Origin of the sequence: Corynebacterium sp. HMSC058E07 (assembly GCF_001809885.1) — a bacterium.
Classification (GTDB): domain Bacteria; phylum Actinomycetota; class Actinomycetes; order Mycobacteriales; family Mycobacteriaceae; genus Corynebacterium; species Corynebacterium macclintockiae.
In genome coordinates this window covers 340,916-366,006 of sequence record NZ_KV799275.1, presented here as the reverse complement: position 1 = coordinate 366,006, position 25,091 = coordinate 340,916, and the positions used below count along the sequence as shown (strand labels likewise).

General features: G+C 63.6%; 15 protein-coding genes. 14 read left to right on the top strand and 1 reads right to left on the bottom strand.

Annotation, left to right across the window (positions count from 1 at the left end; translation table 11 throughout):
- The first annotated feature begins 44 nt into the window (after positions 1-44).
- The 11 genes from HMPREF2678_RS07075 (at position 45) to lysX (ending at position 16,373) form a co-directional block, all read left to right on the top strand.
- On the top strand, positions 45-269 hold the full coding sequence (locus HMPREF2678_RS07075; RefSeq protein WP_070551597.1) for an acyl-CoA carboxylase biotin carboxyl carrier protein subunit: 225 nt from the start codon (positions 45-47) through the stop codon (positions 267-269).
- Positions 270-285: 16 nt separating this feature from the next.
- A complete protein-coding gene (locus HMPREF2678_RS07070; protein WP_034976120.1) occupies positions 286-855 on the top strand; it encodes an RsmD family RNA methyltransferase in 570 nt (189 codons plus the stop codon).
- Positions 856-865: 10 nt separating this feature from the next.
- The gene (coaD, locus tag HMPREF2678_RS07065) at positions 866-1,351 is read left to right on the top strand and encodes a pantetheine-phosphate adenylyltransferase (RefSeq protein ID WP_034976117.1); all 486 of its coding nucleotides are present in this window, start codon (positions 866-868) and stop codon (positions 1,349-1,351) included.
- A gap of 72 nt (positions 1,352-1,423) precedes the next feature.
- Positions 1,424-2,158: a DivIVA domain-containing protein gene (locus HMPREF2678_RS07060; RefSeq protein ID WP_070551595.1), complete on the top strand. Its 735-nt coding sequence runs from the start codon at positions 1,424-1,426 to the stop codon at positions 2,156-2,158.
- An 18-nt stretch (positions 2,159-2,176) separates the two neighbouring features.
- Positions 2,177-2,722 (top strand): YceD family protein, encoded by a 546-nt coding sequence (locus tag HMPREF2678_RS07055; RefSeq protein WP_070551591.1) that lies wholly within the window; start codon positions 2,177-2,179, stop codon positions 2,720-2,722.
- A gap of 24 nt (positions 2,723-2,746) precedes the next feature.
- A complete protein-coding gene (gene rnc / locus HMPREF2678_RS07050; protein ID WP_034970434.1) occupies positions 2,747-3,481 on the top strand; it encodes a ribonuclease III in 735 nt (244 codons plus the stop codon).
- Complete coding sequence (gene mutM, locus HMPREF2678_RS07045; protein WP_070551588.1) at positions 3,474-4,337, top strand: bifunctional DNA-formamidopyrimidine glycosylase/DNA-(apurinic or apyrimidinic site) lyase; 864 nt, start codon at positions 3,474-3,476, stop codon at positions 4,335-4,337. The genes rnc and mutM overlap by 8 nt, the downstream gene beginning before the upstream one ends.
- Before the next feature lie 26 nt (positions 4,338-4,363).
- On the top strand, positions 4,364-5,836 hold the full coding sequence (locus HMPREF2678_RS07040; RefSeq protein ID WP_070551585.1) for an alanine/glycine:cation symporter family protein: 1,473 nt from the start codon (positions 4,364-4,366) through the stop codon (positions 5,834-5,836).
- Between the two features lie 36 nt (positions 5,837-5,872).
- Positions 5,873-9,361 (top strand): chromosome segregation protein SMC, encoded by a 3,489-nt coding sequence (smc, locus tag HMPREF2678_RS07035; protein ID WP_070551583.1) that lies wholly within the window; start codon positions 5,873-5,875, stop codon positions 9,359-9,361.
- Positions 9,362-9,382: 21 nt separating this feature from the next.
- Complete coding sequence (locus HMPREF2678_RS07030) at positions 9,383-13,036, top strand: hypothetical protein (protein ID WP_070551582.1); 3,654 nt, start codon at positions 9,383-9,385, stop codon at positions 13,034-13,036.
- A 22-nt stretch (positions 13,037-13,058) separates the two neighbouring features.
- Complete coding sequence (lysX, locus tag HMPREF2678_RS07025; RefSeq protein ID WP_246817904.1) at positions 13,059-16,373, top strand: bifunctional lysylphosphatidylglycerol synthetase/lysine--tRNA ligase LysX; 3,315 nt, start codon at positions 13,059-13,061, stop codon at positions 16,371-16,373.
- On the opposite strand, the gene HMPREF2678_RS07020 is transcribed toward lysX, so the two are convergent.
- Positions 16,342-17,637: an alpha/beta hydrolase gene (locus tag HMPREF2678_RS07020; protein ID WP_070551581.1), complete on the bottom strand. Its 1,296-nt coding sequence runs from the start codon at positions 17,635-17,637 to the stop codon at positions 16,342-16,344. The genes lysX and HMPREF2678_RS07020 overlap by 32 nt on opposite strands.
- Positions 17,638-17,728: 91 nt before the next feature.
- Here HMPREF2678_RS07020 and ftsY point away from each other — a divergent pair, with 91 nt between their 5' ends.
- The 3 genes from ftsY to HMPREF2678_RS07005 all read left to right on the top strand — a co-directional run bounded on the left by ftsY (position 17,729) and on the right by HMPREF2678_RS07005 (position 25,017).
- Positions 17,729-19,180, top strand: a complete 1,452-nt coding sequence (gene ftsY, locus HMPREF2678_RS07015) for a signal recognition particle-docking protein FtsY (protein ID WP_070551575.1) — start codon at positions 17,729-17,731, stop codon at positions 19,178-19,180.
- 108 nt (positions 19,181-19,288) lie between these two features.
- Entirely contained in the window at positions 19,289-20,872 is a 1,584-nt protein-coding gene (gene ffh / locus HMPREF2678_RS07010; protein WP_070551569.1) for a signal recognition particle protein, read from the top strand.
- 50 nt (positions 20,873-20,922) lie between these two features.
- Complete coding sequence (locus tag HMPREF2678_RS07005) at positions 20,923-25,017, top strand: hypothetical protein (RefSeq protein ID WP_070551567.1); 4,095 nt, start codon at positions 20,923-20,925, stop codon at positions 25,015-25,017.
- Positions 25,018-25,091 lie beyond the last annotated feature (74 nt).

The following is a 25,091-nucleotide window of genomic DNA, read 5'->3' as shown; positions in this document are numbered from 1 at the left end:
GCCAGGCGCCAATACCAAGGCACTGCATTGCTAGACTCTGGGGCATGGAAATCTGTGCCCCATTCGCGGGAGTCGTGCACTTCCTCGTCGCCGACGGCGAACCCGTAGATACCGGCGACGCGCTATGCACGGTGGAATCGCTGAAGCTGGAAGCGCCCGTGCTTGCGCCGGGGCCCGGGGTGGTGCGCAGGACGAACTCTCAGGACTACGTGGATATGCACGGCGGGGACGTGATGCTGCGCGTGGAACCTCACCAGAACAACAGTTAGGCAGGACCCAAGAACAATGACACGCATCATCTCCGGCACCGCCCGCGGCCGCAGCATCAAGGTCCCCAGCGAGGGCACGCGCCCCACGGCTGACCGCGCCCGCGAGGGACTGTTTTCCTCCCTGCAGGTCCGTTTCGGCTTCGTCGACGAGGTCGTGCTGGACCTCTTTGCAGGCTCTGGCGCCCTCGGCCTGGAGGCCGCCAGCCGCGGGGCGAAAGAAGTCACGCTCGTCGATAACAGCGCCGCTGCGATCAAGGTGATCAAGGACAACGCGCGCGTCGTGCCTGAGTCGAAGGTGCAGGTCGTGGAGGCGAAGGCGTCATCCTTCCTGGCCGGAGCCCCGCGCAACCACTACACAATGGTTCTGGCCGACCCACCCTACGAGCTCACCGACGAGGCTGTCGCCGAAATGGTGGAGGCGCTCATTCCTGTTCTTACTAGTGACGCCGTCGTGGTGATCGAACGCAATAGTGCCTCACCAGAGACCGCGTGGCCGGAGGGTTTCGAGCCGACCGGGCAGAAGCTAAAGAAGCGCACCTACGGCATCGCCCGCTTCGACATGGCGATATGGCGGGGCGAGGGTTAGGTTAGTTGGCATGCGAGTAGTTTGCCCTGGATCTTTCGACCCCATCACGCTGGGACACCTGGATATCTTCACGCGCGCTGCGGCTAACTGGGAAGAGGTCGTGGTTCTGGTGACCTATAACCCGAACAAGAACGGCCTGTTCACCGCGGAAGAGCGTATCGAGCTGATCGAGAAGTCCATTGCAGCCATTCCCAACGGGCCGAAGAACATCACGGTGGATACCTGGGACAAGCTGCTGGTGGACTATCTGAAGGAAAACGACATTCAGGCGATGGTCAAGGGGCTGCGCAGCTCCCTGGACTACGAATATGAGCTGCCGATGGCGCAGATGAACCAGCGCCTGTCGGGCGCGGAGACGTACTTCCTGCTGACCTCCCCGGAGTACGGGTACGTGTCCTCCACCCTGTGCAAGGAGGTTGCGAAGTACGGTGGGGACGTGTCCGGGTTGCTGCCGGAGCCGGTGGTTGCGGCGGTGGAGGAGAAGTTCCGCGGCTAACTCGCCCAAAGCCGTACCCAAAAGCCGTGTCTAAACCTGTAGTTGAGGTCAAGTGATGGCATGGTGGGAGCCATGTACAAAACATTCCAGGGTATGGATGACCTACAGCAAATGGTGGAGCAGGCCTATGGCGTGCCCATGACCTCCAACTGCATGGTTCCGCGGCGCGAGGTCCTAGACATTCTCGACGAAATGCGCAACGCAATTCCTATCGAAATGGACGATGCGCAGGACGTCCTTGACCACCGCGACGACATCGTTGCGGACGCGCAGGATCAGGCGGACGCCACCATCTCCAGCGCCAACTCTGAGGCCGACGCGATCGTGCAGGACGCACAGAACCGCGCCGACCAGATCCTCCAGGATGCCCAGGAACGCGCCACCAACACCGTCGCGCAGGCAGAGGATCAGGCCGACCGCCTGGTCAGCGATGCTCGCCGCGAATACGACCAGGTCACCGGTCGCGCCGCCGATGAGGCCGAGCGCCTGGTCAGTGAAGGTAACGCCAGCTACCAGCGCTCCGTCGACGAAGGCCTGGCAGAGCAGCGCCGCCTGGTCTCCGAGTCCGAGGTTGTGCGCAACGCAGAGGCCGAGGCCAAGCGCATCATCGAATCCGCCCACGCCGATTCCGACCGCCTACGCACCGAGTGCGACCGCTACGTCGATTCCACCCTGGCCGAGTTCGAAGACACCCTCACCACTACGCTGCGTACCGTCAACCGGGATCGCTCCGCACTGCGCAAGGGCGCTGGTGCTTCCGGCTACCAGAACGATTCCGACCCCCACGGTTACCGTCAGCAGCGATAACCGGGTAGAAAGAAGGGTATGAGTAACCCCTTCGTTCTTGCAGTCGGCGATATCCCTACTGGACTCAGCGAGCCGGTCGACGCCCAAGGGGCGTCCCCAGTACCGTGGGGCGGCAACATGCTGGGCGTAGCAGAGGGCGCGCCCGTCGAAGTTCATGGAACCCTGGCGAACTTGGGCGAGGCGATCATGGCCACCGTGCAGGTCAGCGGCGAGGCCACGGGCACCTGCTCGCGCTGCTTGCAGGATCTTTCCACCACCCTGGAATACTCCATCAGCGACGTGTTCGGCCTGACCCCGGACTTCATCACGGCCGAAGACAGCGCGGACGACGAAGCCGAGGAAGAACTCGACGAGCCGCTGCTGGTCCACGACAACGCCATCGACATCACCCAGCTGGTCATCAACGAAGCCGGGCTCAACGCCCCGTTCAGCCCCGTGTGCACCGACTTCGGCGCCGAGTGCCGCGAGGATACCCCGAGCCCGGACGGCATCAGCGAAGAGGCAGACGACGAGGACAAACCCGATCCGCGCTGGGCTGGCCTGGAAAAGTTCAAGAACCTCTAAAAAGGAAAGGCACCCTAAAACCACATGGCTCGTAAACGCCGACTGACCGGCGAGGCCGCCCTCAACGCCGCCTATGGCAAGTCCGACCACGCCCCGCTGCTGGAAGCCTGGGGCGTGGATCTGCCCGATGATCTGCTGCGCCTGGCGCTGACCCACCGCTCCTTCGCCAACGAAAACGGCCATCTGCCGAACAACGAACGCCTGGAGTTCCTCGGCGATGCCGTCCTGGGCCTGGCCGTCGCGGAGCAGCTGTACCGCCAGTTCCCGGAGCGCGCGGAATCCGATATCTCCAAGATGCGCTCCGGCGTGGTGAACATGTACGCCCTGGCCGGTGTTGCCCGCCGCCTGGGCATGGGGGAGTACATCCTGCTCGGCCGCGGCGAAATGCTGACCGGCGGCAAGGACAAGCACTCCATCCTGGCGGACTCTGTGGAGTCCATGCTCGGCGCGATCTACCTGCATCACGGCTTCGATGTCGCCCGCGCCACGGTGCTGCGTATTTTCTCCGATATGATCACCGAGGCCCCCACGACTGGCCTGAACATGGACTGGAAGACCGTGCTGCTGGAGAAGCTCTCCGACATGAAGCTGCCCCTGCCCACCTACGAGGTGCGTGGCGAAGGCCCGGAGCACGACAAGACCTTCTTCGCCACCGTCACCATCGACGACCTGGTCGCCCACGGCGAAGGACACACCAAGAAGGTCGCCGAGCACGCTGCCGCCAAGCAGGCCGTGCAGAAGCTTAAAGAGCGTGCCTGAGCTACCCGAGGTTGAGGTCGTCCGCCGCGGCCTCGAAGAGCACCTCGTCGGCCGTCGCTTTACCGACGTTCAGGTCTGTCACCCGCGCGCCGTCCGCTCCGGCGACCCGGATGCGCTTGTTTCTTTTCTTCGTGACGCCACCGTCTCCGCCGTTAAACGCCGCGGAAAATTTTTGTGGCTGGATTTCGGCGAGGATTTCCTGCTGCAAGTGCACCTGGGCATGAGCGGCCAGATGCTCGTGGCCGACCCCGGCCAGGTGCAATCCCCACATGTGCGCATCCGGGCGGGCCTATCCGATGGGCGCGAACTGTGCTTCGTGGACCAGCGCACCTTCGGCGAGTGGCGGCTGGAAAAGGCCGTGCCAGATCCGTGGGGAGTGGGGGCCGAGGGGGCGTCCAAAAAATTTTTACCCCACAACGTCCGCCACATCGCCGCCGATCCGCTAGAGCCCGCCTTCGATGCGCGGGAAGCGGTGGAGCGGATGAAGGCAAAGCGTACGGCGGTGAAGACGGTGCTGCTGAACCAGGAGGTTGTCTCCGGTATCGGCAACATCTACGCCGATGAGGCGCTATTTCTGGCGGGCGTGCGGCCGCGGCGCAGTGCCGCTTCGCTGAGCAGGCCCACGCTGCACCGGATCGTGGACGCGGCGGCGGAAGTGATGGAACGCGCCCTGGAACAGGGCGGCACCAGCTTTGATTCGCTGTACGTCAACGTCAATGGAGCATCGGGCTATTTCTCGCGTTCCCTGAAGGTGTACGGGCGCGGCGGAGAGCCGTGCAAGAGGTGTGGGGCACTGATCAAGCGCATTGTGATCGGCGGCAGATCCACGCACTATTGTGCTGAGTGTCAAAGATAGCAATCGTTTCGGGTAAGTTTTTTCCCATGGAAATGATTGAAAATTTCGTTGCGAATACGCTGAACGAAAATATTTGGAAGATCATCCCCGTCTTCCTGCTCTCCGCCGGCGCTTACTTCGGCATCCGCACCCTGCTGGTGCAGCTGCGCATGGTGCCGGACATGTTCCGCTCGGTGAAGGAACCCGCGGTCGGTAAGAGCGGAGAGAGCATCTCCGCGTTCCAGGCCTTCAGCATCTCTGCCGCCTCGCGCGTGGGTACAGGCAACGTCGTGGGTGTGGCCATCGCCATCACACTCGGCGGGCCGGGTGCAGTGTTCTGGATGTGGATGGTCGCCCTCGTCGGTGGCGCGACTGCGTTCGTGGAAGCCACGCTGGCTCAGCTGTGGAAGTCCCGCGACAAGGACGGCTACGTGGGCGGCCCGGCCTACTACATGACGAAGGGGCTGGGCGCGAAGCCGCTGGCGCTGATCTTCGGCATCGCCATCACCATCACCTATGGTTTCGTGTACAACGCTGTGCAGACCAACTCCATCGCGGAGGCAGCGGGTTCGTCCCTGCACGCCCTGAACTCTAACATTGCACCCGACGCCACATGGCTAAAGGTTGGCGTTGGCCTGCTGGTGGGACTGCTGACCGCCCTGGTGATCTTTGGTGGCGTGAAGCGTATCGCCAACGCCACCCAGGTGATCGTTCCCCTCATGGCCACCGCCTACATCCTGCTGGGTGTGCTGGTTCTGGCGATCAACATCGATGAGGTTCCGGCGATGTTCGGCACCATCGTGGAGCACGCCCTGGGCATCAAGGAGATCGCCGGTGCCACCCTGGGCGCGGCCTTCATGAACGGCATGCGCCGCGGTCTGTTCTCCAACGAGGCCGGCCAGGGTTCCGCCCCGAATGCCGCCGCCACCGCTGCGGTATCCCACCCGGTTAAGCAGGGCCTGGTGCAGACCCTGGGCGTATATTTTGACACCTTGGTGGTTTGTTCCATCACGGCCTTCATCATCTTGCTGTCCAACCCGGCCTACGGCGAGGGCGTGCAGACCGCCAACCTGACCCAGCATGCGCTGTCCGCTCAGGTGGGCGAGTGGGGCACTCACTTCATCACGATCATCCTGTTCTTCCTGGCGTTCTCCTCCGTGCTGGGCAACTACTACCTTGCACAGGCGAACGTGGAGTACTTCACCAAGTCCAAGACCAAGCTGAACATTTTCCGCGTGCTCGTCGTTCTCTGCGTGTTCGGTGGCGCCATCGGTACCGTCCCGCTGGTCTGGTCCCTGGCAGACACCTTCGCCGCCACGATGGTTCTGATCAACCTCTGCGCCATCGTCCCGCTGGGAGGCGTGGCCATCAAGCTGCTGCGGGACTTCTCCCAGCAGAAGGCCGCGGGCATGGATCCGATCTTCCACCGCGACAGTCTGCCGGAGTTGAAGAACGTCGAGTGCTGGGACGGCACGGATCCGGAGTGCCAGCGCCGCGAGCTCCACAACGGGGCTACCTAGCTACTGAGCGCTGCAGCGCTTTGATAGCATCAGGCAATGCACTTAAAGTCGTTGACGCTCAAAGGATTCAAGTCCTTCGCGTCCGCGACGACCCTGAAATTAGAGCCAGGCATCTGTGCCGTGGTGGGGCCGAACGGTTCCGGGAAATCCAACGTCGTGGATGCCCTGGCCTGGGTCATGGGGGAGCAGGGCGCCAAGACCCTGCGCGGCGGGAAGATGGAAGACGTCATCTTCGCCGGAACGGGCGACCGAAAGCCACTGGGGCGCGCGGAAGTCACACTGACCATCGACAACTCTGATGGCAAGCTACCCATCGAATACTCCGAGGTTTCCATCACCCGCCGCATGTTCCGCGATGGCGCCTCGGAATACGAGATCAACGGCGCCAAGGCCCGCCTGATGGACATCCAGGAGCTGCTGAGCGACTCCGGCATCGGCCGCGAAATGCACGTGATCGTCGGGCAAGGCCGACTATCGCAGATCCTGGAATCCCGCCCCGAGGAGCGTCGCGCCTTCATCGAGGAGGCCGCTGGTGTGCTGAAGCATCGGCGTCGAAAAGAGAAGGCGCAACGCAAGCTGGTCAACATGCAGGCCAACCTCGACCGCCTGCACGACCTGACCGACGAGCTGCACAAACAGCTCGGGCCGTTGGCGCGCCAGGCAGAGGCCGCGCAGAAGGCCTCCGCCGTGCAGGCCACCATCCGCAGCACGCGCGTGCAGCTGGCCGCGCACAAGGTTAAGCAGCTATCCGAGGAGCTCAACGACTCCACGCGGCGCAGTGAGATGCTGGCCGAACAGCGCGCCGAACTGCAGGCGGAGCTGGAGGAACACAGCGAGACCCTGGCCGTGACCGAGGAAGAACTGCGCACCGCCCTGGAGGAAGCCGAGGCGGCGAAGAACCTCTGGTACCGGCTGTCCGCGGTGCAGGAGAAGAACTCCGCCACTCTGCGCATCGCCAGCGACCGTGCGGAACAGGCACAGGTTGCCGAATGGTCCGGCCCGGACCCACAGGAGCTGCTGGAACGCGCCGAGCGCGCCGCCGAGGAGCAGGCGGAGCTGGAAGAAAACGTGGAGATCGCCGCCGAGAAGCTGGAGACGATCGCCGAGCAGGTCGCCGAGGCCGAGGAGGCCGCACGCGCCGCCGAGCAGGAACACTTCGCCCAGGTCCGCGCCATTGCCGACCGGCGCGAGGGTGTGGTGCGCCTGCTGGCCCAGCACGAGGCTGCCGCCACCCAGCGCGACAACGCCGCCGCGGAGGTCGAGCGCCTGCAGGACAACGCCGCCGAGCAACAGGAAACCCTCGACGGCCTGCTGGAGGACATCACCGAGGCAGAGGAAGCCTTGCGCGAGACCGAAGCCTCCGGCAGTGACCTGGAGGAAACCCGCGCCCAGGCCGACCGCGAGGCCGCAGGCGCGGAGGAGCGCGCCGAACAGTTGCGCGCCGAACAGCTGCAGCTGGAGCGCGACATAGCCACCGCCGAGGCCACGATTGCCGCCTGGCAGGACCGGCTGACCCCCACCGACGGCGCTGCGGTGGTCGTCCGCGCCGCCGACAAGGCGGGCATTGCCACCCGCCGACTGGCCGAGCAGTTGCACATTCACGACGGATGGGGTGCTGCCGCGGCCGCGGTTTTGGGCGATGCGGCGAGCTCGGGAATTGTGGCTCCTCTTTCGGACGCCCTCATCTCCGCCCTCACCGATGCCCGCGAAGGCCGCGCGGTGCTGCTGGACCCGACGGCTCCGGAAGGGGATGCGAACGCGACGTTCCGCCTGGATACGGACGTCTCCGCAGGCAATTGGCTGCTGGATCTGATGGACGTGCCCGCCGACCTGCTGCGCCCCCTGACTGCCCTGCTGGTGGACGTTGTGGCCGTGGACAGTGCGGCGGAAGCCAGGAAGGTCGTGGCCGCGGACCCGCGCCTGCGCGCGGTGACGAAGGCCGGCTCCGTCTACGGCGCCGGGTGGGTTGCCAGTGGATCCGGCGGGACCACCCCTGTCGAGTTGGCGGATAGGATCGCGGCGGAAACAGAGGGCGTCACAAAGAAAAAGAAGGAACTAGGCGACCTGCAGGCCGCACTGTCCGGTGCGCTCGACGCGGCCAGCGACCTACGCACCGCGGCGGCTGCGGCGCGCGCGGCGGAGCAGGAACACCGGGCTCTGCGCGACGGGGCAGCCAAGCGCCTGGGCGCGCTGCAAAAGCAGGGCGACGCGGCACAGAGGCAACTCGAGCGCAGTACCGCCGAACAGCAATCGGCCGAGCAGCGCTTGGCGAAGGCCACCGAGGAACTCGACGAGCTAGCCGACCGCGTGGCGCGCGTGGACGACGAAGACCACACGACCGAGCCGTCGTCGGCCGAGCGCGATGCCGCAGCGCTGCACCTGTCCCAGGTCAAGGCCATGGAAATGGAAGCTCGCCTGGCGCAGCGCACCGCGGAGGAACGCACGCAATCCACCCGCGGCAAGGCCGAGAACCTGCGCAGGCAGGCTCGGGCGGAAGAAGCCGCGCGTAAACACCACCAGCAGCAACAAGCCCGTCGCGCCGCCGCCCGGGAAATGGCGACCTGCGTGCGCGAACAATCCCAGCGAATCGCCGACCGCATCGCCGACGCACTGGCCACCGCCGAAGCCAACCGCTCGCAGACCGAGCACGCACACAAGCAGTGGCAGACCACGATGGCGCAGCAGCGCGACAAGGTATCCGCCCTGACCGCGCAGCTGGGGCGCATGAACGACAACGCACACACCGCCGAACTGGCGCGCACCCAGGCGCAGGTCAAGATCGAGCAGGCGGTGGCCGGCGCGATGGAGCAACTGGGGCTCACCGCAGAGCAGCTGCTGGCCGAGGAACTGCCGGAGGACTTTGACGCAGCCGCCACCAAGGCCGAGCTGAAGAAGGCCGAGAAGGCACTGAACTCCCTGGGCAAGGTCAACCCGCTGGCGCTGGAGGAGTTCAAGGCGCTAGAGGAACGCTACAACTTCCTGGCCCAGCAGCTGGACGATGTGGAGCGGGCGCGCAATGACTTGCACGAGGTCATCGCCGACGTGGATGCCACGATCCTGCAGCTGTTCACCGAGGCGTGGGAGGACGTCGAAGCTGCCTTCCCTCAGGTCTTTAGCACCCTGTTCCCGGGTGGCGCGGGTCGACTGGTGCTCACCGACCCGGACGACATGCTGACCACCGGTATCGAGGTCGAGGCCCGCCCGCCGGGCAAGAAGGTCAAGCGCCTGTCGCTGCTGTCGGGTGGTGAGAAGTCCCTGACCGCCCTGGCGATGCTGGTGGCGATCTTCAAGGCCCGCCCGAGCCCGTTCTACGTGATGGACGAGGTCGAGGCCGCGCTGGACGACGTGAACCTGCGGCGCCTGATCGCCCTGTTCGAGGAGCTGCGGAAGGATTCGCAGCTGATCGTGATTACCCACCAGAAACCCACCATGGATGTGGCCAACGTGCTGTACGGCGTGACCATGCGCGGCGACGGTGTGACCAGGGTTATTTCGCAGAGGATGGCTCCCGAGAAGACCGCCTGAACGGTGGCGTAGGATGGTCGCGTGAGTTCTAGCGAGAAGAGTCCAGCCAGCGCAACAGCTAACACCAGCCCGATCTCTGATCTGCAGGATTCCCTCCTGCCGTGGGCATCGACGACGGAGGCGACCCTTGCCGGGAAGTTGGCGGACGTCGAGCTCTTCGTGGAGCTGGATATCGACGGCGACGAGCTAGAGCGCCTTACCCGCTTCTTCGGCACCTTTATCGCCCGCCAGGTCGCCGCTGGATCCACTGAAAAGTCCCTGCTAGAGGCCTGCCCCGCGCTGACGATCGCCACTCTGCTGTCCCGCGCTGCGCGGTTCAATGAGGTCTCGGAACTGCCAGCGGAGTACTGGTACGGCCTTGGTTTGGAGCCGACGCCCACACGTACCCAACTGATCGAGGGGCGGTTCGCGGAGCTACTGTCCGCCGCTGGGCTGGATCCCATGGACGGCGTATCCGGCGGGCCTGATGGGGAACTCGGGCGCCTGTTCGCCCACGTGGGCATTGCCTCGGACTGGGTGCCGGAGCTAATCGAGCTGGTGGATAGGCACCGCCAGCAGGGCGCGGATGCCGCGACGGAGATAGACGCTGCCGAGATTGCCGCCGAGATCGCCCGCGGCATCGTCGCCGAGCTGGCCGACGAGCCCCGGCAGGTGGGGCCGCTGTGCGCCACGCTGCCGGACACCGCGGCGAAGCTGATTGCCCCGATCGTGGAGATCGTCACCCACGCCGCGGCGCACCCGGACTCCTGGGAGTACACCCTTCCGCCGGTGGAGCTGCCAGCACTCATCCTCGAGGATGTGATCGAAGAGCTGCGTGAGAGGCCGGTGGGAACGGAAGATCGGCGTCACAGCGTAGGCGTGGCGCACCGCGAGGACCAGCCGCGCCTGCAGCTAGACACGCTGCGACAGCGCGTGGTTCTGCGCCTGCCCGCCCAGCCCCTAGAGGTCGACGGGAAGCTGCACACCGAGGTGCGCTGGCGGGTCGACTTCGACGGCGCGCCCGCGGCCTTCCGCACGATGCACGCCGACAACGCGGGGCGGGCCGTATCGGAGATCCTGGACATCCCGGTGCGCCAGCCGCTGCGCAAGGTCAGCGTGCGCAACGCTAACGACGGGCAGCACTGGCAGCTGCCACTGGTGGATAACGATGATCCGGTGCTGGTGTTCACCATCCGCGGGGCGGATCTGACCGGCCGAGTTTCCCTGCACCACCAGCAGGTCTACGTTGTCGTTCCCGCCGAAACCACCGCCGTGGATCCGGTGACCGGCACGGACATTCCGGTACTGGAAGAACAGCCGATGAAGAGCTGGAACGGGTGGGTAATCCGCCTGCTGGATCTCAGCGAATCCCTGAGCCTGCACATCGCCAAGCCCGGCGAACACAGCCCGTCCATGGTCGGCGTGCGCGCGGTGGACCCGCGCCAGCGCGTGCAGTTCGTCGAGCCCGACGACGTAGTTGGAGGCGTGGAAACGACTAGTGGCAAGGTGATCCACTGCGAAAGCCTGCAGGTGGAGTTCCCGCCGACGATCTCCGGCGCGGCGGAGACCTGGTACCTGTCCGTCTCCTCCTACGCCGGACCCGGCGAAACGGGCGAGGAAGTCTCGGACGAGGAACCGCTGGAGGTTCCGGCTGAGGGTGGTCTGTTCGATGTCTTCGACCCCGAGGCCTGGGAAAGCCCCTGGGTGGGCGAGTACCTGGTGCGCCTGCGCGGCCCCCGCAACGAATCTTTCCGCCACGAATACGCGCTGGTGGAAGGCCTTTCCCTGGAGATGGACTTCAGCGGCCCCAGCGCTCAGACGCGCCTGCCGATGGCCGGCGGCCTGAGCCCTGTCACGGTGCGCCTGCTGCCGGGGGACAAGCCTTTCGAGAAGATCCCTCCGCAGAAGCTCGGCCCCACCGATCGCTTCACGACGACAATCGTGGAGACCGACGCGGGCGATGCGCTGCCCGTCATCGTGAAGCCCTCGCGCCTGCGCTATCAGCTGACGATGCAGGGCGAGGATCCGATGTGGCGCACCGACCCCATTGAGGTCTCCGCCCGTTCCATCGACACGCAAACCCGTTTCCGCGTGCGCCCTGGCTTCCGCCCCGGCATGGGCTCGAAGGCAGAGAACCGCGCGCTGATGGGGGACGCCCGCGTGGTGATCCGCAACCACCACGGCTCGCCCGTGCGCACCCTGAAGCTGCAGACAATCGACGAGGTCACCTGGTTCGTGGACCTGGCCGAGGCCGAAGCCTCCCTGGCGACCCTGACCTCCGGCTCCATCGAGCTGGAGTTCGTCGAGGATCGCCGCGTGAGCGTGCGCCTGGCCCGCATCGTGCCGAGCTTCGATTACTCCGCCACGGTCGACGGGGCGGCACTTTCCATCACTAGCGACGCGCCGGATGTTCCGGTGAACTTCGGGGCTCCCGGTGCTGGTGCGTGGGTCTGGCCGAACACCGCCCCCTGGCAGCCGGCGACCTTCGTCGAGTTGGCAGCTGCCCCCGCTGGAGCAGAAGGCGGGGCCATCGCACAAGGTACCCTGCCCGCCGAGCTGGTGGGCGCCGGCCCGCTGAGCGTGCAGCTGTTCGGCCGGGATCGCTTCAACTACCTCCGCGCCCCCGTAGCCGCGGGCCAGCACAGCGCGGTCGCAGAGGCCACCGGCTACTTCGGAGCCCACAGGGAAGGCGCGGACGAGGATCCGTGGGCGAAGCTCTCCGCGTTCCTAGCGGGGGAGTCCACGGAACTGCCCGGCGACACGGCCACACTGTCTACCCTGTGGGACGTGCGGGCAGGCTGGCTGCGCGGACGTTTCGACGTGCTGGATAACCTGCGCACGGCGCTGACCAAAAACCCGCGCGAATCCGTTCACGCCATGTCCCAGTCTCTGGTTCCGGCGGCGGACCGACCCGCGCAATTCATCCTGTCCGGGCTGGTGCATTCCACCCTGGTGGGTGCGGAAGCCGAACGATCGAACACGCCCTGGATCGCAGCCCTCGAGATCCTGGGGGACCTGTCGCTGGTGGACCCGGAGGGGGCGTCAGAACTAGAAGCGCAAGAAGCACAGACCCAAGAAGCGAAGGCGAAGGACAAGCGCCTGCGCCAGGAACTCAAGCAAGTCGCCGGGCAAGCGGTCGTGCAGACGCTGGACACGGGGCGCGATGTCTCGCTGGATACTGCCTGCATCGATAACACCACCGTGCAGATCGCGCACATGGACGCGGCACAGCAGCAGGCCGTGCTGGACATGTTCTTCGGCAAGGCGGGCGTGGTACCGGGCGCGCTGAGCGACGAAAACAGCCGCCTGATCGCGGTGTTCGAAACGTTTAACAAGCGGCAGGAACTGTCCGCGCTGCTGGGCGATCCGGAACTGATGAAGACCGCCGTCACGCTGCTGCGGAAGGTTAAGTCCGCCAACCGCCAGCTGTACCTGTCGGCGCGCGTGCGCTTCGACAAGCTGGAGGGCGTGGATACGGATACCCCGGAGAACCGCTGGGCGCTGGCGCCCGTCGTCTCCATGGTCTTCGCGCTAGCCACCCGCATGTACGCGCACAAGAAGATGTCCAGCCTGGGCAAACTGCTGGATGCCTACCCGGGGTGGGCGGCCATGGCGCGCCTAGTGCCGGACCTGGTGACGGGCGACATTGTGATGGCAGATGCGATGGTGCGCGGCGTGTTCGGCCCGACTGTGTAACCCAGCGTGCATAATTCATTGGGTGAATGTTGATCGCAGAAACCTACCAAAGCTGCGGATCCGCGCAGGGATCCGCGTAGGAACCCGCGCAGGGGGCCGCGCCGCGAAAGACCCGTTAGCGACACAGGCGTTCTTCCCCCGCTTCATTGGCACCATCCTGTGCGCCTATGCGCTGATGGCACTGGTGCTCAGCATCTCCAGCGCCGCCCGCGTGCACGTCCGCCAGATGCTGGTGGTGATGGATAACGTCTTCCTGCCAGTGCCTGTGCCCTCGGTGGCGTGGTCGGCGGCGCTGCTAGTGCTGGGAGTGGGGCTGTACAAAGCGAAGCGCGCCGCCTGGGTCGTGGCCGTGGCAGCGCTGCTGATCCTCAACGTCAGCAACGTGCTACTTCTTTGCCTGCCGCAGTACTTCGACCCGGTCCCACAGTGGGCACATTCCCTGTTTGTGACCGGTATGGGGGTGCAGTTCCTGCTGCTGCTGTTGATGCTCAGGCAACGCAGGGATTTCTTCACCCACACCGTCAAGGGCGCAATCCTCGGCGCATTCCTGACGTGGCTGGTTGGCACCGTCGTGGTGTTCCTCATCGCGCTGGTGCTGGTTCACGTGTTCCATGGGAACCTATCCGCCGAAACGCGCACGCTGTGGTCATTGAACCACTCCGCCGGGTTCTCCCTGTTTAACCACGCCCACGTCGCCGGCACCCCGCCGAAGGTCGTCAGCTTCCTGGTATCGGCCCTGGCCGCGGTCGTGCTGTTGCTGGCGGGGCTGTTTCTGCTCCGCTCGCACCGCGACGAATACGGTATCGGCCCGGAGGACGAGGCAGCACTGCGAGCCCTCATCCGCCGCTTCAACACCAACGACTCCCTGGCATACTTCGCCACCCGGCGCGACAAGTCCGTCGTCTATGAACCGAAGGGTCGGGCAGCGGTGACTTATCGCATCGAAGCTGGCGTGTGCTTGGCGTCAGCCGACCCGATTGGCGATCCGAGGTACTGGGATCAGGCAATCTCCGCCTGGCTGGACCGTGCGCGTTCGTTTGGATGGGTTCCGGCTGTGATGGGGGCGTCCGAATCAGCGACCAGAGCGTACGAACGACATGGGCTGAGCTCGATCCACCTGGGGGACGAGGCCGTCATCGACACGCAGAATTTCCGCCTCTCCGAGCTGCGCGAGGTGCGCCAGGCCCGCGCGCACGCACAAAAGGCGGGCGTGCGCGTAAGGATCCGTCGCCACGGCGAACTCAGCGCCGAAGAGATGCAGCGGGTCGAGGTACTGGCCGACCAGTGGCGCGATACGACCGACGAACGCGGCTTTTCCATGGCCCTGGGCAGGCTCGGCGACCCGCAGGACAAAGACTGCCTGCTGGCCGAAGCGCTGGTGGGGGAGGAAACGGTGGCAGTGCTGTCGTTTATCCCCTGGGGGCTCAGCGGCGCGTCGCTGGATCTGATGCGCCGCAGCCCAAGCGCCCCGAATGGCACGGTCGAAACCATGATCGTGGCGCTGTGTACCGAGGCGAAGCTGCAGAAGCTATCGCTGAACTTCGCCGTGTTCCGCGAGCTCTTCGCCAGTGAGGATGCCGTGGCCGTCGGACCGGTGCGCAGGCAAGCGCGCCGGGTGTTGACGTACCTGTCCAAGTGGTGGCAGATGGAGACCCTCTACAGGTCGAACCAGAAATACAAGCCCGTGTGGATTCCGCGCTATGTCTGCTACCCGGATTCTCTGTCGATGGCGCGGGTCGGGTTGGCCTCCGGCATTGCGGAGGGCTTCGTGCCGACCATGGGCGCCCTGTTCAACCGCAGCGGCAGCGAAGAGCACCGTGGCTACACATCCACAGCCACCAGCCAGCCCGAGGCAGCCCAAGCGCTGAACTACGTGGAGCAGGTGACGGATGCGAACAAGCAGACCGCCAGCGAACAAGCGGCCGTGCGAATCAAAAAGGCCATGGCGCTGCGGGAATCTGGGATGGAGCCCTGGCCCGTTGCTGACCCTATCGCTGGCTCTGGTGCCGTTACGGTTGTGCGGTGCGCGGAGGTTGCCGAAGGTCAAGGCAATGGTAGTGACGCCCACCGTGGCGGTCCGCTGCGCGTATCCGGCCGGATCGTGGCCAAACGCGACTTTGGTGGGGTGACTTTCTTTGAACTGCGGGATGCCTCGGGCACCTGCCAGCTCCTGGTCGAGGCGCCGGGGGAGCAGTTGGCCTGGAAGATCCGCGCGCTCGACTTGGGTGACCTGGTGGCGGCGACGGGTGTGCGCGGGGAATCCCGTACCGGCGAGCCTTCGCTGCTGGTGGACGACATCACGATGGAGGCGAAGGATCTACACCCATTGCAGCGCCGCGGTGCTGGCATCGGGGAGGTCAACCAGCGCCTGCGTGCCCGGTCGGTGGTGAACGCGGCGATCCGCAGCACCCTGGACGGACTGGGATACATGGAGGTTGAGACCCCGATTCTGCAGCGCGTGCACGGTGGTGCGAACGCGCGGCCGTTCAAGACCCGCAGCAATGCGGCCAACCAGGACCTGTACCTGCGCATCGCGCCGGAGCTGTACCTGAAGCGCCTGCTGACCCAGGGGGCGGAGAAGGTCTACGAGCTGGGGCGAGTGTTCCGCAACGAGGGAGTGGATGCCACCCACAACCCGGAGTTCACTACGGTAGAGGCCTATGCGGCGCACGGCGATTACGAATCCATGCGATTAGTCGCTCAGAAGATCATCCAGGCCGCCGCCACGGCCTATTACGGCGAGCCAGTGGTGATGGACCCGGAGGGCAAGCTGGTCAGCATCGCGGAGGACTTCCCGGTGAAGACCGTTTACGGCGCCATTAGCGAGCGTCTGGGGCAGTCCATCACGCCCGAGACGGACTTCGAACAGCTGCTGGCCCTGTGCGCCGACCGTGACATTGCGGTGCAGCCGGGCTGGGATGCCGGCGAAGTGGTGCAGGAAATGTATGAGCAGTTGGTGGAGTGCACCACCACCACCACGCCGACGTTCTATACGGACTTCCCGACCAGCGTGTCGCCCCTGACCCGCCAGCACCGCAGCCAGCCCGGTGTGGCCGAGCGTTGGGATCTGGTGGCCTGGGGCGTGGAGCTGGGAACGGCCTACTCGGAGCTCACCGACCCGCTGGAGCAGCGCGACCGCCTCGAGGCGCAGTCGTTGAAAGCCGCTGGCGGCGACCCGGAGGCGATGGAGGTCGACGAGGCTTTCCTGCGCGCCCTCGAAAACGGTATGCCGCCGACCGGCGGCTTGGGCTTGGGCGTGGACCGGCTGATCATGCTTCTCACGGGCCGTTCGATCCGCGAGGTCCTTAGCTTTCCAGCCCACCCCGGCGGACAATAAACGGGAAGGCCAGGTTCAGTCCTCCGCGCCAGGTCTTAAAATTGTGCGCGCCGGATATCTCGTGGTAGCTGGCCTGCATCTTCGCGGCGACGGCCAGTGGTTGCAGGTGCTTGAGGGCCGTCTTGGCAGAGCTATCGTCCCGGCCGGCGATAAACATGCCCGCGGTCCGTGGGTAGGTTCGCTTCTTCAGCAGATCTTCGGGGTTCTGGGCCTTGAACTTGTCCTCGGAACCGCCAAAGAAGTTCTGCACTGTGGATTCGTGGCTGGTGCCGTCGTCGGGGGTGCGTTCGCCAGAGATGTTGACGAAGCTGCCGTAGCTGTCGGGGTGGTTGGTGATCACCTGGAAGGCGCACGTGCCGCCGTAGGAAAGCCCGCCGATCGTCCACGTGTGCTGATCCGGGTTGGGGGACAGGTGCTGTTGCGCCCAGCGGGGCAGGTCGACCGTGAGGAAGGTCTGCACCTTTCCCTTGTTGGAGTCTGTACACACTGGGTTTTCCCAGGTACCGCCCGTCGCGTCTGCGGAGATGATGATTGGGGCTACACCACCGTGCTGTTGTTGGTACCGGCGAGCGATCTCGGTAGCTTGTCCCGAATCGAACCACTGGTCGGGATCGCCCGGGATGCCTGCGAGCAGCACCAACACCGGCAGCTGGGGGCGCGGCGAGCTAAACCATGCCGGTGGCAGGTAGACCCGCAGATCCCGCGCATGGAATCCCGATTCCTTCTTCGGTGCGGAGACGTTGAGCATGCTGCCCTCTGCAGGCAAATCGGGGTGCTTGGTTCCTCGCCACTGCTTCAACGGTACGGCCGGTGCTTTCGGTAGTTCGTCCACGCTGTGGAAGGTGCGCAGCTCTACGGGGTCTACCTCGCCGACGTCTTGGTATAGCTCGTAGGACTGGTTCGCCGCCGCCACTGCGCCCACGGCAAGTAGCGCTACTAGCAGGATGGTCCAGGATTTTTTTATTGACGCCCCCACGCACCAACCTGCCATGTTTGCAGCGAGGATAAGTGCGCCTGCACCCAGCAGTAGTCGGAACCCGATCTCCGACCAGGGAGTGGTGGTGCCCAACATCAAGAATGCGAGCCCGGCGCCGGTGAGCACGACAGTGACGGCGAGCGACCACAGGACTGCGCGCCATCGGCGCCCCGGGGGATCTGAGGGGAGGGCGAAGAAGAGTGCGGAAAGAACCGCCAGAATCACAGCCCAGGTGACAACCTCTGGCCATGTACCCGTGAGGGGAATTTCGCGAATGAACTCGATCACGAAGGCTTATCTTATGCCGGTCGAAGCGAAACTTGGTACACGTCAGTGCTGAGCACGACATTATGTGCAAAGTTCTGATTCACTGGAGGTCATGAATAGTGTTTTGATGTGGGTCCTCATTGGACTATTGATTCTGGCCATCATCGTGGCGCTCCTGGTTGTCCTAGGTTTGCGCCGGAAGAAGGCCAAGCAGATCTCCTTCGAGAAGAAGGAAGAGATTGAGCAGAAGAAGCCCAGTAGTGGCGATTACCAGGCGCAGGGTGGATTCAATTTCACCGCCGGTGGTGGCGCCGGTGCAGCCGTCGCCGAGAAGCAGCCAGAGAAGCAGCCGGAACTGCGCCCCGACCAGGAGCTGAAGCAGACCGCGCCAGCCCCCGAGCCAACTCCAGAGCCCGAGCCAACCCCAGAACCGGAACCAACCCCAGGGCCGGAACTAACCCCAGAGCCGGAGGCCACTCCTGAGCCCGAGGCTCCGAAGGCAGTGCCCACCCCGGCGCCCGTCGCTGAACCGGAACCAGAGCCCGAGCCAGCCCCAGAGCCTGAACCAGCCCCAGAGCCTGAACCAGAGCCGATTCCAGAGCCGATTCCAGAGCCAGCTCCAGCCGAGCAGCGCGAGGAGATCGCACCCGTCCAGGGTCGCCTGGGCAAGTTGCGCGGACGCATGTCCAAGTCGCAGAACGTCATCGGCCGCGGCGTGCTGGGCATCCTCAGCGCCGGTGACCTCGACGAGGACGCGTGGGAGGAGATCGAAGACACCCTCCTCATGGCTGACCTGGGCACCCCAACCACACTGAAGGTGGTCGAGGACCTGCGCGAGCGCATCGCCGTCAACGGTGTGTCCAGCGAGGAAGAAGCCCGTGGCATGCTCCGCGAGGCTCTGATTGATGCCTGCAAGCCCGACATGGATCGCTCGATCAAGGCCATGCCCTACGAGGGCAAGCCGGCCGTGATCATGGTGGTGGGCGTCAACGGAACTGGCAAGACCACCACCACCGGCAAGCTGTCCCGTGTGCTCATCGGCATGGGGCACAAGGTTTTGCTGGGCGCGGCCGATACGTTCCGCGCAGCTGCGGCTGACCAGTTGGAGACGTGGGGGCGTCGAGTAGGGGCAGAAACAGTACGCGGCGCCGAGGGTGCGGATCCCGCCTCCGTAGCCTTCGACGCGGTGGCGAAGGGCGTCGAGGCAGGCGTGGACGTCGTTCTGGTCGATACCGCCGGCCGACTGCACACCAGCGTGGGCCTGATGGATCAGCTGGGCAAGGTCAAGCGCGTCGTGGAGAAGAAGGCCAAGGTCGACGAGGTGCTGCTGGTGCTGGATGCGACCGTCGGCCAGAACGGCCTTATGCAGGCGCGCACGTTCCGCGAAGTTGTGGACATCACCGGCGTGGTGCTCACCAAGCTGGACGGTACTGCCAAGGGCGGCATCGTCTTCCAGGTCCAGGAGGAACTCGGCGTTCCGGTGAAGATGGTGGGCCTCGGCGAAGGTGCGGATGACCTGGCGCCGTTCGAGGTTGAAAGCTTCGTCGACGCACTGCTGGGATAGCTGACCCGCTGCCCGAGTAGAGGCCGGAATGTGACTGTTTTACTGCCTACTGGCTAAGCTGGGGGAGTTAAAAGCCATCCTTCGACACCTACAAGGGAGCACTCACTAGTGTTTGAGTCTTTGTCAGACCGCTTGCAAAATGCCATGAAGGGACTTCGTGGCAAGGGCAAGTTGTCCGAGGCTGATATCAATGCCACCGCACGCGAGATCCGCCTTGCGCTGTTGGAGGCCGATGTTTCCCTCCCGGTGGTGCGCGCCTTCATCAAGCGCATCAAGGAACGCGCCGCCGGGGCAGAGGTATCCGAGGCACTCAACCCCGCCCAGCAGGTCATCAAGATCGTCAACGAGGAACTCAAGGAGATCCTGGGTGGCGAGACCCGTCGCCTGAACCTGGCCAAGCACCCGCCGACGGTCATCATGCTGGCCGGTCTGCAGGGTGCTGGTAAGACGACCCTGGCCGGCAAGCTGGCCCTGCACCTGGCCAAGAAGGGTCACACCCCGATGCTGGTGGCCTGTGACCTGCAGCGCCCCGGCGCGGTGCAGCAGTTGCAGATCGTCGGCGAGCGCGCCGGGGTGAAGACCTTCGCCCCGGACCCGGGCACCAGCCTGGATTCCCACGATCACGAGATGGGCACCAGCCACGGCGATCCCGTCGACGTTGCGCAGCGCGGTATCGAAGAGGCTTACCGCAGCCAGCACGACATCGTCATCATCGATACCGCAGGTCGCCTGGGTATCGACGAGGAGCTCATGCGCCAGGCGCGCAACATTCGCGATGCGGTGGAGCCCGACGAGGTGCTCTTTGTTATTGACGCCATGATCGGCCAGGATGCCGTTACTACGGCCGAGGCGTTCCGCGATGGCGTGGATTTCACCGGTGTGGTCCTGACGAAGCTGGATGGTGACGCCCGCGGTGGTGCCGCCCTGTCGATCCGTGAGGTCACCGGCAAGCCGATCCTGTTCGCCTCCACTGGCGAGAAGCAGGAAGACTTCGACATCTTCCACCCGGATCGCATGGCCAACCGCATCCTCGGCATGGGTGACGTGCTGACCTTGATCGAGCAGGCCGAGCAGGTTCTGGACGCCGAAAAGGCCGAAGACTCCGCCATGCGCATGGCCTCCGGCGAGCTGACGCTGGAGGACTTCCTCGAACAAATGCTAATGGTCCGCAAGATGGGTCCCTTGGGCAACATCCTGAAGATGATGCCCGGCGGCTCCCAGATGTCGAAGATGGCCGACATGGTGGATGAAAAGGAGCTCGACCGCATTCAGGCCATCATCCGCGGCATGACCCCGGCGGAGCGCAAGGATCCGAAGATCCTTAATGCCTCGCGTCGCAAGCGCATCGCCAACGGCTCCGGCGTTAGCGTCTCTGACGTCAACAAGCTGGTCGAGCGATTCTTCGAGGCCAAGAAGATGATGGGCAAGATGGCCGGCCAGTTCGGCCTGGGTGGGCGCTCCGCGACCAAGAAGCAGAAGAACCACCGCAAGGGCAAGAAGGGCAAGAACGCCAAGAATAAGAACCGCAAGAACATGCGCAAGGGCATGGGCGGCGGCAGGCCGGGAATGCCGGGGATGCCGGGCATGGGCGGCGGAATGCCCAGCATGAAGGACCTGGAGAAGATGCAGGAGCAGCTTCCCCCGGGGTTCGAGGGCATCGACCTGTCGAAGATGAACCTCCCCAAGAAGTAGCGTCTGGCTTCGCCCTGTAAATCCAGGCGAACCGCTGTAGCTTGGGCGATATGGAATTCGAGTTTCATTTCGTCCGGCCCGAGCCACGCTTTCTGAACAACGCTGAAACTCAGGCCACGTTGTTGCGGGATGCGGATCTCGACGAATTGCGTGGCACGCCGGATCCAGAAATGGAAGACTTTGCCCAGGAACTCGGGGGAATCCTGGAGGCGGATTTTCCGCCTCGCCGTCTGATCAGCGCCTCGGTAGACACCGATAATCCTTTCGCAGTGAACGACGTTCGGCGTGCTGCGATAAAGCACCGTGTTTCTGCGTACTTTGGTACGTCGGATCTTTTTGTTGACGCCAGCGGCATCAGTGGGGCAATCGCTCCAGAGTTCTATGTGACGAACTCCCTGGGCACTGCGTGGGCTCAGGTCAGTGAACGCACAATTGACTGGGCGTTTGCGGATGCTTTGCGCGCACCCGTTAGCGAGGGGGTGTGGGTGCGCATCACCACGTACGATCCGCGTCCCGACGAGTTCGGGCACTCGATGCGTTTTCACCTGCTGGATAGCGGGGAGATCAAGGTGGTGTGGGCAAGATCCACCAATGAGATCTTCGATGTTCAGTGGCGCCAGGCGGTGAAGTATGAGGAGGCGCGAGCTCAGCTCCTCGCCTTCGCCGATCGCTGCCCGACAACTCTTCATCACTACTGGCAGGATCCTCAGCGCCACGGAAACGCGCCTGTCGCGGAAACCAGCATCAAGACCTGCGATCTCAGCCAACGTTCGCAGTACAGGCTGCGCCGGCTCGGGGCATTCCGCGAGCTTCCTCCACGCGTTCCGCTGCGCCTGCACGACCAGGTTGAAGGTGCTCTGGAGCTGGGTAGAGATCAGGAAGGGCAGTGGCGTGCTTCCTTGAAGCGATCGCCTTACGAAGGGGTTGAAAAAAATTTTGAAAGCCCCGATACCTTGCTGGAGATCGCGGAGGCCTATACCTGCAAGGAGAGGGGGAAGGTTCTCGACTACTTCCCGGAGACCGCCGAAATCCCTGCGCCACTGGCGCATACCGTGAGCGCCGTGGTGCTTCCGGAGCGCGACGAGCCGTGGACCAACTCCTCGGTGTGCAGAATGCACCTGTGTGCGATGAGCCATAACTTTGCAGCGGTCGGCTCTGTGGAAAATTTTTTCCAGAAGATAAACCGGGACTTCGCTTCGTGGTTCGATGTCATCGACCCACACAATGCAGAGCGCGGGCAGATTAAAATCAAGATCCCGCGAAAGGAATCCAACCGTGCCTTCGACCTGCTAACTGCAGTGGCGATGCGGCACGGCGTTTCTTTAGTTGTTGACAACAGTGAGGTGCTGTTCAATTCGTCTGGGCGGCGCCGAGAAGGGCAGTGGCGCAGCACAGCAGAACTTTTTGAGTCCGGCCAGTGCCGAAATCGGTGGGAAGTCGCCACGCCTCAGGTGCTATTGGAAGCGATGGTGCTGAACTATTCGAACTGGCAACTCCGGCTAACCTACACGTCCGAAGATCACCCCAGGTGCCGACAAATTCTCATCGTCGAACCGAACAGCCAAGAGCACGACCGCTTCACCATCACGGCCTACGAATCCGGCAGTTTCTTCCATGAGCAATGGCGGAGCCGGACCACACGGGAAGCTACGTCGCTGTCGCAAGGACAAACCCTCGACCTTATCCAGCAGGTAGCCTACGAACCGCTACAGCTTGACGAGTTCATTCACTGGGACTCTAGGCTTGGTTATTCGCTTGGCCCTGAGGAGCTGCCGTTCGAGATCAGCACCCACACTCGAAAATCCACCTCCTTGGACGACCGCCTGTTCAAAAAGGCACTAAGGGAGTTTGCGTCCGAAGAAGCTGGCGGCTGGATCGAGATAACGGACGTGCGCACCCCCGGAGATTTCCTCCGGATCGAACCTGCCGACAACCCCGGGTGGGTCATTACCAAATGGGGCTACAACCGCGGCGGAACCGAACGCGGCAACGTATACGCCAGCGATATGGACGCGGCCACCGAGATCTACCAGTCATTCGTCGGCGACAACTGGACTTCGCTGGATAGAAGGCGAATTAAGGTAGAGCCGAAGAGGGCGCACACCCCGTTGTACGTTCACTTCCCTAAAACTCAGACACACACAAGCCACCACGAGCTTGTCCACGAGTTTTATGCCCAAGAGCAGCCGGATCTGGACGTTCCGCCTCCAGGGATGGAGGACGTATGCCGGGATCTCGAAGGCTTTTTGAAGCAGAAGTATGTGCCACAGCAACGGGTGAAGATCCTCGTAGATCCGGTCGATACGGAACGGATTCGGGGCATCTGTCAGATCGCAATGAAGCACCATGCTCTCGTCTTCGATGACGATAGAGGTCTACTCGCGAACGGCGTCGGCTCCGATATGCAGGTCGGCAGTGGAGCCAGATTGACGAACTCGCTCGGAAGTTTTTGGCGCGAAGTCTCCGGCAGAACCTTGGACCTAGCCTTTGAGGATGCTCTGCGCCCCCGTCATCCGACCGACGTATGGCTAAAGGTGGGGATCGGACGGAACTTTATCCGGCCAAGCGACACATTGTCCTCCACACTTGAAGCGGACGGCAGCTGGCTGATGACATGGCAGTTTGCGGAGACTGCGCTCGGCGTCCATAAAAAGAACCTCGAGTTTCGTGCCAGTAACTACGAAGAAGCACGAGAGTTGCTGCTCGCGTTCGCGGATCGTAGCCCATACCTTGAGCATCTCCCGTGGCAAGAGAGTGAAGCAAAGACCACGTCAGAGAATGTAACTCTGGTGCAGCGAGCGGCGATGCCACTGCGCAGGTTTGAGGCTGTGCTCGAACTGCCGCGGGGAACCATGATGCCGCTGCAGGACAAGAATGGTGAGCGCTTACTATTTGGCCAGACTCGCACGGGCCAATGGCTCGCTGCCTTAAGCCGGGACAACGGGTTTGTTGCGACCCGCACATTCACCAGCGGCCAGGGGGTAGTGGAGTTTGCCCGCTGGTACGTAGCTGCTGACGTGGCCGAAGTTAATGATGTCTTCAAAGCTTTTATCCCATCGCTGGAAGAGCGCTGGGCACCCCGAGGGATGGCGGAGGTGAGCTTCCTGATGCTGCCGCAGCGCGCCGAACCGTGGGCGGATACGACCGTTGTGCACTTCCAGCACTGGCTTGCGCAGAACAACCACGCCGCCTCTGAACAGATGCGTGGTTTTGTCGGAGCTTTGCTGGAAGCGCGTTCGGCTGGTTTGCAGTTTACGAGTTCGGCTGGTGGCGCTGTCGAAGCTCAGGCTCTAACGAGCGTATGGGTGGATCGCGCCGGGCTTTTAGATACATTGACGCAGATGTCTAACATCGCAGTGGCTCACGGTATTTCCATGGTGGTGAACGGAAACCACGTGCTACTGAACTTTGCATGGACTGCCACAGACTCGTCGAATATCTGCCTCATGATGAAGGGAACCGATAGCTTCACTAGTAAATCTTGGATGCAGCCGTCCAGTGCCGCTTTTGCGCAAGCTATACAGAGAATCGCCGACGATGAAAAGGTAGTTGTGTGCAACCGTATTCACACGGGACCTGGTGTGGCGGACGAAGACTTCCAAGAGTTTCTGATGGTTATCGAAACCGATAAGCGAGGCTACTGCCTATCGTACGAATTGCCCGGTGGGATGAAGAATGATGCGCATGATTTGTCGGGTGGGCAGGTCAGCGATGCTTTCAAAATTTTTGTTCAGTCGCCAACGCAGCTTCTCGGTTCAGTGAGCTGGGACAGTTTTGGTCAGTCGCAGATGCTAACGGCGGAATTGGAGCGTTTCGAGATGCAGTCGAACCTTTTTGAACCCGTTCCGCTGGGGGCTGACAACCTGCACGAACTGCAGGCCGTGAGGCTGCCGGCGACCGGAGATTTCATCCAGGTGCTCGACTCGCAGGTTGAGGGCGATTATATCCGCGTCTACAACGACAGCGGTAGGTTCCGCACCGGCTTCCTCGTCAGTTGGGGGCACGACTTTGGGCAGATCGAAAATTATCAGCGCAAGACCAAGCACCTCGACGAGGCTCTGAAGCTCGTCGCGCACTACGTTGCGGGCGATCGTCGCGAATTTGCCGGGCTCGGTTGGAAGCGACGGGAGGTGAAGGGGCGCTAGGAAGGGGGATTTGGTTAACGCAGGTACCGGCCACTACACTTATCCAGGTTGTCTGTGTAACACCGTCCCCGACC